Annotated in this window: 16 protein-coding genes and 1 riboswitch; of the genes, 8 read left to right on the top strand and 8 right to left on the bottom strand. The window is 71.0% G+C overall.

What is annotated here, in order from left to right:
- Nucleotides 1–28 precede the first annotated feature (28 nt).
- On the top strand, nt 29–1,276 hold the full coding sequence (locus ACZ6BG_RS02150; protein WP_468995636.1) for a L,D-transpeptidase: 1,248 nt from the start codon (nt 29–31) through the stop codon (nt 1,274–1,276).
- A 63-nt stretch (nt 1,277–1,339) separates the two neighbouring features.
- On the opposite strand, the gene ACZ6BG_RS02145 is transcribed toward ACZ6BG_RS02150, so the two are convergent.
- Nucleotides 1,340–1,741: a DNA-binding transcriptional response regulator gene (locus ACZ6BG_RS02145; protein ID WP_385712522.1), complete on the bottom strand. Its 402-nt coding sequence runs from the start codon at nt 1,739–1,741 to the stop codon at nt 1,340–1,342.
- 165 nt (nt 1,742–1,906) lie between these two features.
- Here ACZ6BG_RS02145 and ctaE point away from each other — a divergent pair, with 165 nt between their 5' ends.
- The 6 genes from ctaE (at nt 1,907) to ACZ6BG_RS02115 (ending at nt 9,245) form a co-directional block, all read left to right on the top strand.
- Nucleotides 1,907–2,527, top strand: a complete 621-nt coding sequence (gene ctaE / locus ACZ6BG_RS02140) for an aa3-type cytochrome oxidase subunit III (RefSeq protein WP_030360900.1) — start codon at nt 1,907–1,909, stop codon at nt 2,525–2,527.
- A 103-nt stretch (nt 2,528–2,630) separates the two neighbouring features.
- Nucleotides 2,631–3,440, top strand: a complete 810-nt coding sequence (gene qcrC / locus ACZ6BG_RS02135) for a cytochrome bc1 complex diheme cytochrome c subunit (protein ID WP_468995630.1) — start codon at nt 2,631–2,633, stop codon at nt 3,438–3,440.
- Complete coding sequence (qcrA, locus tag ACZ6BG_RS02130) at nt 3,437–4,498, top strand: cytochrome bc1 complex Rieske iron-sulfur subunit (RefSeq protein ID WP_468449180.1); 1,062 nt, start codon at nt 3,437–3,439, stop codon at nt 4,496–4,498. Before qcrC ends, qcrA begins: the two co-directional genes overlap by 4 nt.
- Nucleotides 4,495–6,147, top strand: a complete 1,653-nt coding sequence (gene qcrB, locus ACZ6BG_RS02125; protein WP_468995619.1) for a cytochrome bc1 complex cytochrome b subunit — start codon at nt 4,495–4,497, stop codon at nt 6,145–6,147. The genes qcrA and qcrB overlap by 4 nt, the downstream gene beginning before the upstream one ends.
- A gap of 153 nt (nt 6,148–6,300) precedes the next feature.
- Entirely contained in the window at nt 6,301–7,365 is a 1,065-nt protein-coding gene (gene trpD, locus ACZ6BG_RS02120; RefSeq protein ID WP_468995616.1) for an anthranilate phosphoribosyltransferase, read from the top strand.
- Between the two features lie 85 nt (nt 7,366–7,450).
- A riboswitch (SAM riboswitch) is annotated at nt 7,451–7,567 on the top strand.
- A 205-nt stretch (nt 7,568–7,772) separates the two neighbouring features.
- Nucleotides 7,773–9,245, top strand: a complete 1,473-nt coding sequence (locus tag ACZ6BG_RS02115; protein WP_468995611.1) for an aminotransferase class V-fold PLP-dependent enzyme — start codon at nt 7,773–7,775, stop codon at nt 9,243–9,245.
- Here ACZ6BG_RS02115 and ACZ6BG_RS02110 read toward each other — a convergent pair.
- The 7 genes from ACZ6BG_RS02110 to ACZ6BG_RS02080 all read right to left on the bottom strand — a co-directional run bounded on the left by ACZ6BG_RS02110 (nt 9,128) and on the right by ACZ6BG_RS02080 (nt 15,693).
- Nucleotides 9,128–10,396 carry a glycerate kinase family protein gene (locus ACZ6BG_RS02110; protein WP_468995606.1) on the bottom strand — a complete coding sequence of 423 codons (1,269 nt, stop codon included), beginning with the start codon at nt 10,394–10,396 and terminating at the stop codon, nt 9,128–9,130. The two genes, ACZ6BG_RS02115 and ACZ6BG_RS02110, sit on opposite strands and share 118 nt — an antisense overlap.
- A 113-nt stretch (nt 10,397–10,509) precedes the next feature.
- The gene (locus tag ACZ6BG_RS02105; protein ID WP_468995603.1) at nt 10,510–11,925 is read right to left on the bottom strand and encodes an SLC13 family permease; all 1,416 of its coding nucleotides are present in this window, start codon (nt 11,923–11,925) and stop codon (nt 10,510–10,512) included.
- 89 nt (nt 11,926–12,014) lie between these two features.
- On the bottom strand, nt 12,015–12,677 hold the full coding sequence (locus tag ACZ6BG_RS02100) for a response regulator transcription factor (protein ID WP_468995597.1): 663 nt from the start codon (nt 12,675–12,677) through the stop codon (nt 12,015–12,017).
- A 28-nt stretch (nt 12,678–12,705) separates the two neighbouring features.
- The gene (locus ACZ6BG_RS02095; protein ID WP_468997846.1) at nt 12,706–14,067 is read right to left on the bottom strand and encodes a sensor histidine kinase; all 1,362 of its coding nucleotides are present in this window, start codon (nt 14,065–14,067) and stop codon (nt 12,706–12,708) included.
- A gap of 145 nt (nt 14,068–14,212) precedes the next feature.
- Nucleotides 14,213–14,575 carry a small secreted hydrophilic protein gene (locus tag ACZ6BG_RS02090; protein WP_468995593.1) on the bottom strand — a complete coding sequence of 121 codons (363 nt, stop codon included), beginning with the start codon at nt 14,573–14,575 and terminating at the stop codon, nt 14,213–14,215.
- Between the two features lie 108 nt (nt 14,576–14,683).
- Nucleotides 14,684–14,965 (bottom strand): Lrp/AsnC family transcriptional regulator, encoded by a 282-nt coding sequence (locus ACZ6BG_RS02085; protein ID WP_164325752.1) that lies wholly within the window; start codon nt 14,963–14,965, stop codon nt 14,684–14,686.
- Nucleotides 14,962–15,693, bottom strand: a complete 732-nt coding sequence (locus ACZ6BG_RS02080; RefSeq protein ID WP_468995586.1) for a rhomboid family intramembrane serine protease — start codon at nt 15,691–15,693, stop codon at nt 14,962–14,964. Before ACZ6BG_RS02080 ends, ACZ6BG_RS02085 begins: the two co-directional genes overlap by 4 nt.
- A gap of 134 nt (nt 15,694–15,827) precedes the next feature.
- Between ACZ6BG_RS02080 and ACZ6BG_RS02075 the strand changes: the two genes are divergently transcribed.
- On the top strand, nt 15,828–16,067 hold the full coding sequence (locus ACZ6BG_RS02075; RefSeq protein ID WP_030360887.1) for a hypothetical protein: 240 nt from the start codon (nt 15,828–15,830) through the stop codon (nt 16,065–16,067).
- Nucleotides 16,068–16,099: the final 32 nt, after the last annotated feature.

The raw sequence follows: 16,099 nt of genomic DNA, 5'->3' as shown, positions 1-16,099 counted from the left end.
TCCTGACGAACCTTCATAGCGTGTGCGCATGAGACACTCACCGCGAATCCGCACGGTACTGAGCTGCACGATGCTGGTGGTCGCCCTCGGTGCGGGGGCCACGGCCTGCGGCAGCGACGGCCATCCGCTCTCGGCCAAGCCGTACGACGCGGCGAGCCAGATCGCGTTCAACGGCCCCGCGGGCAGCCAGAAGGCGGACCCCGAGAAGCCGCTCGAAATCACCGCGGAGGGCGACGAGGGCCGCATCACCGACGTGACGGCCACCGACGCCACGGGCCGGTACGTGGCGGGCGAGCTGACCGCCGACGGCTCCCGGTGGCACAGCACGGCGCCCCTCGCGGCGGGCGCGGACTACACGGTGCGGGTCAGCACCGAGGACGACGAGGGCTCACCGGGCCGCAAGGTCCTGAACTTCACCACGGACGAGGCCGCCGAGAAGAAGCAGCTGAAGGTCACCTTCGGCCCCGAGGCGGGCAAGTACGGCGTCGGCCAGCCGGTCACGGCAAAGCTCAGCGCCAAGGTCAAGGGCAAGGAGGCCAGGGCCGTCGTCGAACGCGCCCTGAAGGTCCGCTCGCAGCCCGCCACGGAGGGCGCCTGGACCTGGGTGGACAGCCGGACGCTGCACTACCGCCCCAAGGACTACTGGCCCACCGACGCCACCGTCGACGTCCACAGCAACCTCGAGGGCATCAAGGTCACCGACAAGCTCTGGGGCGCCGGGACCAAGCCCCTGCGGTTCACCACCGGCGACAAGATCGTGGCCGTGACGGACGCGGGCTCGCACTGGATGACCGTCTACCGCAACGGCGAGGAGATCAACTCCATGCCGGTCACCACCGGCAAGCCCGGCTACGCCACCCGCAACGGCATCAAGGTGGTCCTGGGCAAGGAGTACGCGGTCCGCATGACCAGCGCCAGCATCGGCGCATCGGACTTCTACGACAAGATGGTCTACTACGCGACGAGGGTCACCGACAGCGGCGAGTACGTGCACGCCGCCCCCTGGTCGGTGGGCTCCCAGGGCTACGCGAACACCAGCCACGGCTGCACCGGCATGAGCACCGGCAACGCCGCGTGGTTCTACGAGACCGTCCGTCAGGGTGACATCGTGAAGGTCGTCAACAGTTACGGCGCCGACATGGACCCGTTCGGGAACGGATTCGGCGACTGGAACGTGAGCTGGAAGAAGTGGGTCGAGGGCAGTGCCCTCCTCGGCGGCGCCAAGGAGGGCTCCAAGCCCGCGGACGTGGCGAGACTGCGCCCCCAGTCGGTCTGAGTCCCGCCGGTCCGGCCGGGTCCCGCCGGTCCGGTTGAGCCCCGCCGGTCCAGCAGGGCCCCGTCAGGCGCTCAGTGCCGTCCTGTCACGCAGCAGGGCGGCCAGTGAGGCCGCGAACTCCACCGGGTCGACCGGAAGGGTCACCGCGGCCTCCGCGCGGCTCCAGGTGGCCAGCCAGGCGTCCTGCGGGCGCCCGATGAGCAGCAGCACCGGTGGGGCCTGGAAGATCTCGTCCTTGATCTGCCTGCACACACCCATGCCGCCCGCGGGAACGGCCTCGCCGTCCAGGACGCACACGTCGATCCCGCCCCGTTCGAGCTCGGCGAGGACCGCGGGCAGCGTCGCGCACTCGATGAAGCGGACTTCTGGGACATCGCTGGCCGGCCGGCGTCCGGTGGCCAGGCGGACCTGCTCACGGGTGTTCGCGTTGTCGCTGTAGACCAGCACCGTGGCGGTCGGCTGCATGGTTCCTCCGCTTGGTCGAGGGCATCTCGCGCGGATGCTACTCCTCCCGACACCCCGTCAACAGCGCTTCGGAGGCCGCTCCGATGGGCCATCCGGGCAGGACACACCCCACAGACACTCCGAACGGCACCCCCCGGGGTGAGGGCGGGATAAGCGACCGACATAATGTCGGTCGTGGCGACAGCAACGACAGTAGATACCGGGCACGCGCACCCGCCGGTCAATCGACCGAACCTCACCAGCGTCGGAACCATCATCTGGCTGAGTTCCGAGCTGATGTTCTTCGCGGCCCTCTTCGCGATGTACTTCACCCTGCGATCGGTTACGGGTCCCGATCACTGGAAGGAAATGGCGTCGAGCCTGAACTTCCCGTTCTCGGCGACGAACACCACGATCCTGGTGCTCTCCTCCCTCACCTGCCAGCTCGGCGTTTTCGCCGCCGAGCGCGGTGATGTGAAGAAGCTCCGGATGTGGTTCATCGTCACCTTCATCATGGGTGCGATCTTCATCGGCGGTCAGGTCTTCGAGTACACGGAGCTGGTCAAGCACGAGGGCCTCTCGCTCTCGTCCGACCCGTACGGCTCGGTGTTCTACCTGACCACCGGCTTCCACGGACTGCATGTGACAGGCGGCCTGATCGCCTTCCTGCTGGTCCTCGGCCGCACCTACGCGGCCAGGAGGTTCACCCACGAGCAGGCGACCGCCGCCATCGTCGTGTCCTACTACTGGCACTTCGTCGATGTCGTCTGGATCGGCCTCTTCGCCACGATCTACATGATCAAGTAGACGGTAGCGGGGACCGCGGCGGCCCTCGGCCGCGCTGACGCACCCGACGTACCGACACATTCCAGAAGCATCGACGCAGAAGATCCTGACACCGGGGTAATCCGTGAAAAAGCTCTCCGCACGACGACGCCATCCGCTGGCGGCGGTCGTCGTCCTACTCCTCGCGCTGGCGGCCACCGGGGGGCTGTACGCCGCGTTCGCGCCGGCGGACAAGGCGCAGGCCGACGAAACCGCTCAGTCCCTCGCCATCGACGAGGGCAAGAAGCTCTATGCCGTGGGCTGCTCCAGCTGCCACGGAACCGGCGGTCAGGGCACCTCCGACGGTCCGAGCCTGGTGGGCGTGGGCGCCGCCGCTGTCGACTTCCAGGTCGGCACCGGCCGGATGCCGCTCCAGCAGCAGGGTGCCCAGGCGCCCAAGAAGAAGGTCATCTACAAGCAGGCCGAGATCGACCAGCTCGCTGCGTACATCGCCTCGCTCGGCGCGGGACCCAACATCCCCACCGAGAAGCAGGTCAGCCCTGAGGGCGCCGACATCGCCAAGGGCGGCGAACTGTTCCGTACCAACTGCGCCCAGTGCCACAACTTCACTGGTGAAGGCGGCGCGTTGACGCACGGCAAGTACGCCCCGAGCCTGGAGGGCGTCAGCCCCAAGCACATCTACGAGGCCATGCAGACGGGCCCGCAGAACATGCCGTCCTTCCCCGACACGACGATGCCGGAGAAGAACAAGAAGGACATCATCGCGTACCTCGACGCGGTCAACGGTGAGAAGACCGAGAGCCCCGGCGGTCTCAAGCTGGGCGGTCTCGGACCGGTCAGTGAAGGCCTGTTCGCCTGGATCTTCGGCCTCGGCGCACTGATCGCGGTCGCCGTGTGGGTCGCCGCCCGGACCGCAAAGGCCAAGAAGTCATGAGTAGCCAAGAGAATCCAGAAGAGAACCTGCCCAGCGAGCAGGAATCAGCCGCCCACGGCGCAGTAGCCGTGGCCGACGACGCCGACCCGTTCGCGGACCCGGGGCTGCCGCCCCACGAGCACCGCGTCCAGGACATCGACGAGCAGGCCGCCCGGCGCTCCGAGCGCACGGTCGCGCTCCTGTTCACCATCTCGATGCTGGCCACGGTCGGCTTCATCGCCTCGTTCGTGGCCTTCCCGGTCGACAAGAGCGTGTTCATCTGGCCCATCGGCCACATCAGCGCGCTCAACTTCGCCCTGGGCATGACCCTCGGTGTGGCGCTCTTCTGCATCGGCGCGGGCGCGGTCCACTGGGCCCGCACCCTGATGTCCGACGTGGAGGTCGCCGACGACCGGCACCCCATCGAGGCCGAGCCCGAGGTCAAGGCCAAGGTCATGGCCGACTTCGCGGAGGGCGCGAAGGAGTCCCAGCTCGGCCGGCGCAAGCTGATCCGCAACACCATGTTCGGCGCGCTCGCCATGGTCCCGCTCTCGGGTGTCGTCCTGCTGCGTGACCTCGGTCCGCTGCCGGAGGACAAGCTGCGGCACACCCTGTGGTCCAAGGGCAAGCTGCTCGTGAACATGAACACGAACGAGCCGCTGCGCCCCTCGGACGTCCAGGTCGGCTCGCTCACCTTCGCCAAGCCCGAGGGCCTGGAGGAGCACGACCACGACTTCCAGACCCAGATCGCCAAGGCGGCCCTGATGATCGTCCGGATCCAGCCGGACAACATCAAGGACAAGCGCGAGCTGGAGTGGTCGCACGAGGGCGTCGTCGCGTACTCCAAGATCTGCACCCACGTGGGCTGCCCGATCTCCCTGTACGAGCAGCAGACGCACCACGTCCTCTGCCCGTGCCACCAGTCCACCTTCGACCTCTCCGACGGCGCCCGAGTCATCTTCGGCCCCGCCGGTCACGCCCTGCCGCAGCTGAAGATCGGCGTGAACGAGGAGGGCTACCTCGAGGCGCACGGCGACTTCGAAGAGCCCGTCGGCCCTGCCTTCTGGGAGCGCGGATGAGCACCGAGAACACCACGGCGACGGCCGCCCCGGCGGCCGACTCGCGCAAGAAAGCACCCGCCGGTGAGCGGGTCGCGGACTGGGCCGACGGCCGCCTCGGGATCTACTCCCTGGCCAAGGCCAACATGCGCAAGATCTTCCCGGACCACTGGTCCTTCATGCTCGGTGAGATCTGCCTCTACAGCTTCATCATCATCATCCTCACGGGTGTGTATCTGACGCTGTTCTTCCACCCGTCGATGAACGAGGTGGAGTACCACGGCAGCTACGTGCCCCTGCAGGGCCAGCTGATGTCCGAGGCGTTCAACTCGACCATGCACATCTCCTTCGACGTGCGCGGTGGTCTGCTGATCCGGCAGATCCACCACTGGGCGGCGCTGATCTTCCTCGCCGGCATGTTCGTGCACATGATGCGCGTGTTCTTCACGGGTGCGTTCCGCAAGCCGCGTGAGGTCAACTGGCTGTTCGGCTTCCTGCTGTTCGTCCTCGGCATGTTCACCGGCTTCACCGGTTACTCGCTCCCGGACGACCTGCTCTCCGGCACCGGTGTGCGCTTCATGCAGGGCGCGATCCTGTCGGTGCCGATCGTCGGCACGTATCTGTCGATGTTCCTGTTCGGCGGCGAGTTCCCCGGCGGCGACTTCGTGGCCCGGTTCTACTCGGTCCACATCCTGCTGCTGCCGGGCATCATGCTCGGCCTCGTGGTGGCGCACCTGATCCTGGTCTTCTACCACAAGCACACGCAGTTCGCGGGCCCGGGCAAGACCAACAAGAACGTCGTCGGCATGCCGCTGCTCCCGGTCTACATGGCCAAGGCCGGAGGCTTCTTCTTCCTGGTCTTCGGCATCATCGCGGCCATCGCGGCGATCGCCTCGATCAACCCGATCTGGGCCCTCGGCCCCTACCGGCCGGACCAGGTGTCCACCGGCGCCCAGCCCGACTGGTACATGGGCTTCGCCGAGGGTCTGATCCGAGTGATGCCCGGCTGGGAGATCAACATCTGGGGCCACACGCTGGTCCTGGGCGTGATGATCCCGCTGGCGATCTTCCCGCTGGTCCTGGTGGCGCTCGCGGTCTACCCGTTCATCGAGTCCTGGATCACCGGGGACAAGCGCGAGCACCACATCCTGGACCGCCCGCGCAACGCCCCGACCCGCACGGGCTTCGGCGTCGCCTGGATCACCGCCTACATGATCATGCTGGTCGGTGGTGGCAACGACCTGTGGGCCACGCACTTCCACCTGTCGCTGAACGCGATCACCTGGTTCGTCCGGATCTTCTTCTTCGTCGGACCGGTCATCGCCTTCATCGTCACCAAGCGGATCTGCCTGGGCCTGCAGCGGCGCGACAAGGACAAGGTGCTGCACGGACGCGAGTCCGGCATCATCAAGCGCCTGCCGCACGGTGAGTTCATCGAGGTGCACGAGCCGCTCGACAAGGAGCAGCTGCACACCCTCACCGCGCACGAGCAGTACGCGCCGCTCGAGATCGGCCCGACGGTCGACGAGAACGGCGTCGAGCGCAAGGTGACGGGCGCGCAGAAGCTGCGGGCGAAGCTCTCCAAGGGCATGTACGGCGAGGAGAGCCAGATCCCGAAGCCCACCGCCGAGGAGTACAAGGAGATCACGAGCGGCCACGGCCACCACTGATCACCTGAGCGCTTCCAGGCGCTGACCCGAAGGTCGCCACGGCAGGAGCCCCGTCCAGTGCATGGACGGGGCTCTTTGCCGTGCTGGGGGCTGGATAGGGTGGACCCACCCCAAGAGCTTGGGATGTCTTCGTCTACGAACCCAGGAGCGGCCATGAGCGCTGTGACCCCCGCAGGAGGCGACACCGCGGCGGCCCGTTCCTGGCCCGACGTACTGAACGGGCTGCTCGACGGGCGCGACCAGAGCGCGGACGACACGGCCTGGGCCATGGACCGCATCATGAGCGGCGAGGCCACGGACGCGCAGATCGCGGGCTTCGCGGTGGCGCTGCGCGCCAAGGGCGAGACCGTCGAGGAGATCTCCGGTCTGGTCCGGACGATGTACGCGCACGCCCACGTCATCGAGGTGCCGGGGCCGAGCGTCGACATCGTCGGCACCGGCGGCGACGGCGCCAAGACCGTGAACATCTCCACCATGTCGGCGATCGTCGTCGCCGGGACCGGCGCGAAGGTCGTCAAGCACGGCAACCGCGCGGCGTCCTCCGCGAGCGGCGCCTCCGACGTCCTGGAGAAGCTCGGTGTGAACCTGGAGCTCACCCCCAGACGGGTGCGTGAGGTCGCCGAGGAGGCCGGGATCACCTTCTGCTTCGCGGTGAAGTTCCACCCCGCGCTGCGGCACGTGGCGCCCGCCCGGCGCGAACTGGGCATCAGGACCACCTTCAACTTCCTCGGCCCGCTCACCAACCCGGCCAAGGTGCGGGCCCAGGCCACCGGTGTCGCCGACGCCCGGATGGCGCCGATCCTCGCCGGTGTCCTCGCCGAGCGCGGCTCGTCGGCGCTCGTCTTCCGCGGTGACGACGGGCTCGACGAGCTGACGACCACGGCCACGTCGCGGGTGTGGGTGGTCCGGGACGGGGGCGTCCGCGAGGAGCCCTTCGACCCCCGGGACGTCGGCATCGACCTGGTCCCGGTCGAGGCGCTGCGGGGCGCCGACGCCTCGTACAACGCGGAGGTCGCGCGGCGGCTCCTGGACGGCGAGACGGGGCCCGTGCGGGACGCGGTGCTCCTGAACTCGGCCGCGGCGCTGGTCGCCCTGGAGCCGGGCGACGGGTCGCTCACGGAGCAGGTGCGGGCGGGGATGGCCAAGGCGGCCGAGGCCATCGACTCCGGGGCGGCGAAGGCCGCGCTCGCGCGGTGGGTGGCGGCCAGCAACCGCTGAGCCCCCCGAGGTGTGGCGCACACCGCAGTCCGGATTCTGGACTGCGGTGTTGCGCGTCCAAGATCGTGTGGCAAGATGCTGCGCAGGTCATGAGCGACAGCGACTAGGCCCCGGCCCGCTGTCCGGCAACCCTCCGTCCGTGGCGGGGTGCCCCGGGTGAAGACCAGGCGGTGGACAGCAAGGTCCGCCGCAAGCGCGGACCCCTCGCGTCACCAGGGGTCCTGGTCGTCGAGGGAGCAGTCTCGTGGTTCAGCGAATGCGCTAGGGCTTCGGCCCCGTTCTGAGAATCCTCCGTCCGGCCCGTGTGCGGCCGTGCGTCGAGGCACCCCCCGTACGCGAAGTGGCCGTCCGGCCGTCGTGCGGGTCCTTCACAGCCATTCCGCCCTGTCCTGCCGGGAGATACCGCCATGTCCGCACGCCCGCACGCCGTCGCCACCGAGTCCGCCACCACCACCGACTCCGCCGACCCCTGCTGTGCCGCACCGCTGCCGGTCCTCGGCCGCGATGTCACCGTCCCCCTCGTCACCGGCGGCGAGGTGACCTACGCCGCGCTCGACTACGCCGCCAGCGCCCCGGCCCTGCAGCGGGTCTGGGACGACGTGGCCGCATACGCGCCGTACTACGGGAGCGTGCACCGCGGCGCCGGATACCTGTCGCAGCTGTCGACCGACCTGTTCGAGAACGCGCGGAAGACCGTCGCCGAGTTCCTGGGCTGCCGCGAGGGCGACCAGGTGGTGTTCACGCGGTCGACCACCGACTCGCTGAACCTGCTCGCCGCCGCCCTGCCCGCCGACTGCCAGGTCTTCGTATTCGAGACCGAGCACCACGCCTCGCTGCTGCCCTGGCGCGACGCCCGCGTCACCTACCTCGACGCCCCGCGCACCCACGACGAGGCCGTCCACACCCTGGAGCGCGCCCTCGCCGACCGCGGCCTCCATGGCCCCGCCCTGGTGTGCGTCACCGGCGCGTCGAACGTCACCGGCGAGCTGTGGCCGGTGCGCGAGCTGGCCGCCGCCGCGCACGCGCACGGCGCCCGCATCGTCCTCGACGCCGCCCAGCTCGCGCCCCACCACCCCGTGGACGTACGGGAGTTGGACGTCGACTGGATCGCCTTCTCCGGGCACAAGCTGTACGCGCCCTTCGGCTCCGGTGTGCTCGCGGGGCGGGCCGACTGGCTGCAGGGCGCCGAGCCGTACCTCGCCGGTGGCGGAGCCTCGCGGAAGGTCGCGCGGCGCACCGACGGGGGAGTGGACGTCGAGTGGCACGACACGGCCGCCCGGCACGAGGCCGGTTCGCCCAACGTCATCGGCGCCTACTCCATCGCCTCCGCCTGCAAGGCCCTGGACGAGGCCGGGTTCGACGCGCTCGTGGAGCGGGAGCGGCACCTGATCGCGAGGGTCACCGAAGGGCTCGCTGCGGTGCCGCAGGTGCGGGTGCTCTCCCTGTTCGGGGACGACGCGCCGCGCGTGGGCGTCATCTCCTTCGTCGTGGACGGCTGGAACAGCTCGCACTTCGCCGCCGCCCTGTCCGCGGAGTACGGCATCGGGGTGCGCGACGGCCTCTTCTGCGCCCACCCGCTCGTGCGCACCCTGCTCGGCGGCGCCCCCGACGAGCCCGGCGAGTGCGGCGCCCCGGAGGCCGCGCCCGGCGAGCGGTCCCTGAACGCGATCCGGGTGAGCTTCGGCGCGGGCACCCCCGACGAGCACGTGGAGCGCTTCGTGCGCGCCGTCCGCGAGCTGGTGACCGACGGGGCGCGCTGGAACTACCGCACGGAGGACGGGCGGTGCGTGCCGGACACCGGCGTGGCGGAGACGGGCGCGGTGGCGGCCGGTGCGGCGCACAGTGCCGTCGCCGGTCCCGCGGACGCCGCCGCTGCCTGACGGCGCAGCCGGGACCCCAGGACGATCATGCGCAGGGCGCGCTCCGTCGCGTCCGTCAGGAACTCGCCGCCCCGGCTCAGCGCCTCCGGGAGTGACACCGGGGCGGGCAGGATCGCGCTGTAGGCGTCCACGCCAAGGTCCCGGACCGCGTGCGCCCCGTCCCCGATGGTGCCCGCGAGCACCAGGACAGGGCGCCCGAACCGCTTGGCGCGCCGGGCCACCTCGGCCGGGACCTTGCCGCGCGGCGTCTGGTGGTCCAGGGCGCCCTCGGCGGTGACGACCAGATCGGCGCGGGCGAGCCGGGCGTCCAGGTCCAGATGGTCCAGGAGCACGTCGAAGCGGGGCAGGAGCCGGGCGCCGAGCGCGGCGAGCCCGGCGCCGAGGCCGCCGGACGCGCCGGTCCCGACGCCGTTGCAGAGGTCGGTGGTGACGTTCAGGTCGCGGGTCAGGACGTACGCCCAGTGTTCGAGGCCCGCCGCGAGCTGCTCGACCTGGGCGGGGGTCGCGCCCTTCTGCGGGCCGAAGACGCGGGCCACGCCGCGCTCGCCGCACAGGACGTTGTGCGGGTTGCAGGCGACGAGCAGCTCGGTGTCCGCGAGGCGCGGGTCGAGGCCGGTGGTGTCGATGTGGTGCAGCCGCATCAGCTCGCGCCCGCCGTACGGCAGTTCCCAGCCGTCCTCGTCCAGGAGCCGGGCGCCGAGGGCCTGCAGCGCGCCCGCGCCCCCGTCCGACGTGCCCGAGTCGCCGCAGCCCACCAGGACGCGGCGGGCGCCCGTGTCGAGGGCGGCGCGGATCAGCTCGCCCACGCCGTACGTGGTGGTGGCGCCCGGGTCGCGCAGGTCCCGCGGGACCAGGCTGAGGCCCGCCGCCGCGGCCATCTCCACGACGGCGGTGCCGGAGTCGAGGAGCGCGAAGTGGGTGCCGATGCGCTCGCCCACGGGGCCCGTCGCGGGCAGCGCCACGAGCCGGCCCCCGGCCGCCGCGGCCAGCGCCTGTGCGGTGCCCTCGCCGCCGTCGACCAGCGGGATCAGGTCGACCTCGGCGTCCGGCACGACGCGCCTGACCCCGGCGGCGATGGCCTCCGCCACGGACTGGGCGGACAGGGACTCCTTGAAGCCGCTGGGCGCGACGGCGAAACGGGTGAGGGGCATGGACGTACTCCTTGAGTGGTGAGCGAGCGGCGGAGGGGGAGGGGCGGGATCCCAATGGCCCGCGAGGTCTGTGAGGCCTGCGAGGCCCGGGTGGCCGGGTGGCCCGGCTGGGCTCAGCGGACGACGGGCACGCCGAGCAGCGGCCACACCGCGAGGGCGAACAGCAGGACGAGCGCGGCCGTCAGGGGCGCCAGGACGGCGGACAGGCGCAGCAGGTCGCGCGGGGTGTAGGTGGGCGTGCCGGGTATCTCGGCGAAGAGCGTCACCGGCTTCGCGGACGCGGGCAGCGTGTGGCAGAAACCGGCGGCCGCCGTGGACGCGAGCGCGGCCGCGACCGGGTTCACGCCCGCGCCCACGGCGGCCGCGACCACCAGCGGCACCAGGACCGACGAGCGGGCCGAGCGGGACTGGAGGACCAGGTGCGCCGCCGTGCTGATCGCGATGACGGCGGCCAGGAACAGGCCGGGCGGCAGGTCGACGGGCAGCCCCGACACCAGCCACTTCGCCGCGCCCGAGTCGGCGAGCGCCACGCCCATCGCCATCGTCGCCGCCATGAAGAGCAGCAGCGCCCACGGCACGGTCTTCAGCGCGTCCTTCAGGCGTACGGTGCCGAGCGCGGGCGAGGACGCGACGACCGCGCCGATCAACGCGACCACGGCGGGCGGCACTTGGTGCAGGGGCTCGCTGCACCACAGGGCGACGACGGTGGCGAGGAGCAGGGCGCAGCGCGTCTCGGCGGGCTCCCAGGGGCCGGTGACGGGGTGTTCGCTGTGCTCCTGGATCTGCTCGGCGGTGATGTGGATCGGGCCCGCGCGGTCGGCGCGGCGGGTCGTCGTCCACAGCACGGCCTCGGCCGCGAGGTGCGAGGACGCTATGGCGAGCGGCAGGCCGAGCAGCAACCACTGGGTGAAGCCGACGCGTTCGCCGGTGGCCTCCCACAGCACCGACACGGTGATCAGGTGCGCGCCCGCGCCGATCAGGGTCGCGACGGCGGACAGCAGGATCACGGTGGGGAACAGCAGCGCCAGCATCACGACGAGCCGCTTGCGGTCGGCGAGGACCTTGGCGAGCGCGAGGAAGACGGGTAGCGCGAGCGCGGCCCGGCCGGAGGTGGCGGGAACCGCGAAGGCCGTGACGACGAGCGCGGCGGTCGTCAGATGCGTCAACTGCCGTACGCTGCGGGCCCCGCTGACCAGGAACGCCGCCGCCCGCCCCGCGAGCCCGCTGCGCGCCACGGCGGCGGCGAGCACGAACGCGCAGATCAGCAGCCACACCGTCTCGTCGCCGAGGGTCCCGAAGAGGGTGTCGCTGCTGATCACGCCGGTGGCGGTGAGGGCGAGGCCCGCGCCGAGCGCGATGTACGTGTCGTCGATCGGCGTGCCGATCCAGGCGCAGGTGGCCAGGGCGAAGACGGCGAGGGTGAGGCGGGCGTCACCGCTCAGGCCGGGGAAGTTGCCGGGGACGACGAGGAGTGCGCACAGGCTCAGTGCCAGGCAGAGCAGGATCGTTTGCCGCGGGGTCGGGGTCACGGCATTCAGCGTCCAGGCGCGCCGTGAGCCCCCAATGAGCCGAAGATGAAAGGAACTTCACCGGCGGCCCCGCACCCGGGCCCCGGCACTCACCCGGGCAGCCGGTACCCCATGCCCCGCACCGTCTCCACCCGCTCCGCCCCCAGCTTCTTGCGCAGCGCCCGTACGTACACGTCCACGATGTTCGACCCCGGGTCGAAGTCGTAGCCCCACACGTGGGACAGGATCTGCTCCCGGGAGAGCACCTGCCCGGGATGGCGCAGGAACAGCTCCAGGAGCACGAACTCGCGCGCCGTCAGGTCCACCGTGCGCTCGCCCGAACGGGCCCTGCGCGTGCGCAGGTCGAGCGTCACCTCTCCGCTGCGGAGCACGGTCACCTCGGGCGCCCGGGCCGCCGTGCGCAGCCGGAGGCGCACCCGCGCGAGCAGCTCCTCGAACCGGAACGGCTTCGTCATCCAGTCGTCGGCGCCGCCTTCGAGCCCGGCGACCGTGTCCCGCACGGAGTCGCGCGCCGTCAGTACGATCACCGGCGCCGACACCCGCGCCTCGCGCAGCTCGCGGAGCACGGTGAACCCGTCCCGGCCCGGCAGGCCGATGTCCAGGAGGATCAGGTCGAAGCCGCCGGTGACGGCGTAGTCGTACGCCGCGTCGCCGTCGCCCACGATCGTCGTCGTGAAGCCGTTGGCCCGCAGCCCCTTGTCGACGAAGGAGGCGATGCGCTCCTCGTCCTCCACGATCAGCACCCGGCTCACGTCCGGCCCCTCGTGGTCGCCGCACGGCTCATGTCTGGTCCTCCAGTACGAGTACGAAGGTGGCGCCGCCGCCGTCGGTGGGGCGCAGCCGGACCTCGCCGCGGTGGCCGCGGGCGATCGCGCGGACGATCGAGAGCCCGAGCCCCGCGCCGCTGGTCCTGGCCCCGCGCCGGGACGTGCCGCGCCGGAAGCGTTCGAAGATGACCTCGGCGTCCTGCGCCTGGACGCCGGGGCCGCTGTCGGCGACGTACAGCTCGATCCGCCCGGACACCAGGCGCGAGCCGACGCGGATCGGCCCGCCGGGCACGGTGTGCTGCACGGCGTTCTGGGCGAGCTGGACCATCGCCTGGGTGATGCGCTGCGGGTCGAGCCGGGCCTCGCGGTCGGCGGTCTCGGACAGTTCCCAGCGGCGCTCGCCGAGGGCGCGGGCCTTCACGAAGACGTCGGCGGTCAGCTCGGCGAGCTGCACCGGCTCCGGCCTGATGAAGTCGGGGCGCTCGGCCTTGGCGAGGAGCAGCAGGTCCTCGACGATGCGGCTCATCCGGTCCAGCTCGTCGGTGACCAGCCGGACCGTCTCCTCGCGCTCCGCCGGGTCGTCGCCCATCAGCTCCAGGTGGCCGCGGACGATGGTGATGGGGGTGCGCAGCTCGTGCCCGGCGTCGTCGACGAACTCGCGCTGCGCGGCGAACGCCCGCTCCAGGCGGTCCAGCATGCCGTTGAACGTGTCGGCGAGCGCGGCGATGTCGTCCTTGCCGCGCACGGGGATGCGCCGGGTCAGATCCTGCTCGGTGAGCTGGGCGGCGGCGGTGCGCACCAGGCGTACGGGTTTGAGGATGCGCCCGGCGACGGCCCACGCGATGCCCGTGGTCAGGACGAGGGCGACGCCGGAGATGGCAAGGAGGATGCGGAACACGTCGTCCGCCTTGGCCTGTTCGGCGGCCGGGTGGAAGGCGACGACGAACGCCGCCTCCGGCTCGTCGCCGTGCCGGGCCACCTCGACCTTCGCCCAGCGCAGTTCGCCGGAGCGGCGGTCCAGGGTGCCGGTGGAGCCGTCCGCCGCGAAGATCGCACGCCGGGCGGCCGGGTCGCTGTGCAGGGGGTGGCGCACCGAGAGCTCCCGGGGCTGGGTGAACTGGGCCGGGCCCGCGCCCTCGCGGCGTACGAGACCGATCAGCTCCTCGTCGGGATCCGCGTACTGCCGCTCGAGGAAGACCTTGAGCAGGCGGCGCGGGTCGGTGAAGCGCTCGCCGGTGACCGGGTCGACGCCCCGGTCCACGAAGTTGGTGAACTCGCCGGTCTCCTGGGTGAGCAGCCGGTCGACGCGGTGGTCGACGTCGCGCAGCAGGATCGAGCGGGTGGTCGCGGCCACCGCGGCGAGCGCGACCGCCATCACCAGGAGCAGCCAGAGCAGGATGCGGACGCGCGCGGAGACGCGGCGGTGCGCGGCGCCGGGCGGCTCGGCCGTCGCCGCCGGGTCGGTCGTCCCTGGGGCGCTGGTTCCTGAGCCGCTGGTCCCCGGGCCGCCCGTCCCCGGGTCAGTCGTCGCCGGGTCCGTCGTCCGCGTCGTCGTCCCCGGAGGAGCTGGACTTGCCGGTCGGTCCGGGGGAGTGGGGTCCGGTGCTGCCGTCGTCGTCATCGTCGCCCTGATCGTCCTGGTCGCCCTGGTCGCCCCTGCCGTCCGTGGAGTTCTCGCCGACCGGGGGCGGCGAGACCACCTGGTCGCTGGGGGTGGGCGGGGGCTTCGTCGGCGCGGTGGACGGGGAGCCGCTGTCCAGTTCGACCTTGGGGGGCACCTTGGGCGAGGAAGGGCTGTCGGTGAGGGCGTAGCTCGTCACGGCGATGCCCAGCGGAATCGCCACGACGGCCGCCAGGGCCGCGATGCGATGGGAGAAGACCATGGCGGCGATGGTGCGTGGCGTACCGCGTCATCAGCATGAGCCGCAGATGAAGAATCCCTCATCCGGGGGCGGCCGGGCACGCGTCCCCGGCGCCCGGACCGGACCGGGCTAGGAGTCCAGGCCGATCGCGAACGCCGCTTCCAGGTCGTGCTGCGAGTACGTGCGGAACGCCACGTGCGTGTCCGTGCCCTCCACGCCGGGGATCTTGCTGATCTTGCCGGGGATGACGTCCGCGAGATCGTCGTGGCGGGCCACCCGGACCATGGCGATCAGGTCGTACGTACCGGTGACGGAGAAGACCTCGCTGACGCAGTCGAGGGCGGCGATCGACTCGGCGATCTCGGGGATCCGGTCCACGCTGGTCTTGATGAGCACGATCGCGGTGATCACGGCTGACTGTCTCCCTCGGTGGCCGTTCCAGAGGCTTTCACTCTACTTGGCCCCCGACGTCGCCCCCAGGCGTAGACAAACCCCAAGGAAAAGCCCACCAGGTGCGCCAGATACGCCACCCCGGGCCCCTGCCGCTCCTGCCCCGCAGCCGCCCACTGCAACGCCACCCAGAACGGCAGCACCACCCATGCGGGAAACCGCAGCGGCAGGAAGAACAGGAACGGGAAGAGGCTGGTGACCCGCGCCTTCGGGAAGAGATACAGAAAGGCGCCGAGCGCGGCGGAGATCGCCCCCGAGGCGCCCACCAGGGTCTGGCCGGAGTCCGCGTGCGCGATCGCGTAGGCGAGCAGGGCGAGGGCCCCGCAGCCGAGGTAGAAGAGCGTGTACTGGAGGTGGCCCATGCGTTCCTCGACCATCACCCCGAACACGTACAGAAAGAGCATGTTGCCGAGCAGATGCAGCCAGCTGCCGTGCACGAACAGCGCCGTCACGGCGGTGAGCGCGGCCCGCGGTTTCCCGCTGAGGAGTTCGACGGGTACCACCCCCCAGCGCTCGAAGTAGGCCCGCTGCGCGGCGATCAGCTCGTCGCCGGTGCCGTAGGAGGGATTGAGACCGGAGCCCGGGGAGATCAGGAAGATCAGACAGCACGCGACGATCAGCGCGTACGTCACCGGAGCCGCCCGTCGCCCGACCATCCGGCCGGCGGCCGGGACCCACGCAGTGATCATGGACAGAGCATGACGTAACGGCAGTGATCTCCGCAGATCGCCTCGCCCACCCATGTGCGTACGGAGCCCCTTACGCAGGCCTTAGGGTTACGGGCAATACGCACCACGGTTCCCGAAGGAAAGCGAACGTCACGATGACGGTTCCCCTGCCGACCGAAACCACCCGATGGCGCTGCGCCCTCTGCGGCAACCTCACGCGCTTCGACGTGACCCGCTCCTCGAAGGTCGTCGAATATGTGCACCTCGACCTGGCCGGAGCGCCGAAGGTCGAAGAACGCGAGGTCGTCAGTGAGACCATCGAGTCGGTCCGCTGCCGGTGGTGCAACGCGGTGGACCAGGTGGAACTCGTGGACAGGCCCGGGGCCGGCTCCTGAAACGGGAGCGGGCCCCGCACAGCTAGTGGGGT

It is taken from the genome of Streptomyces sp. NPDC041205 (assembly GCF_055591765.1).
This window is presented reverse-complemented; position numbering and strand designations above follow the sequence as displayed.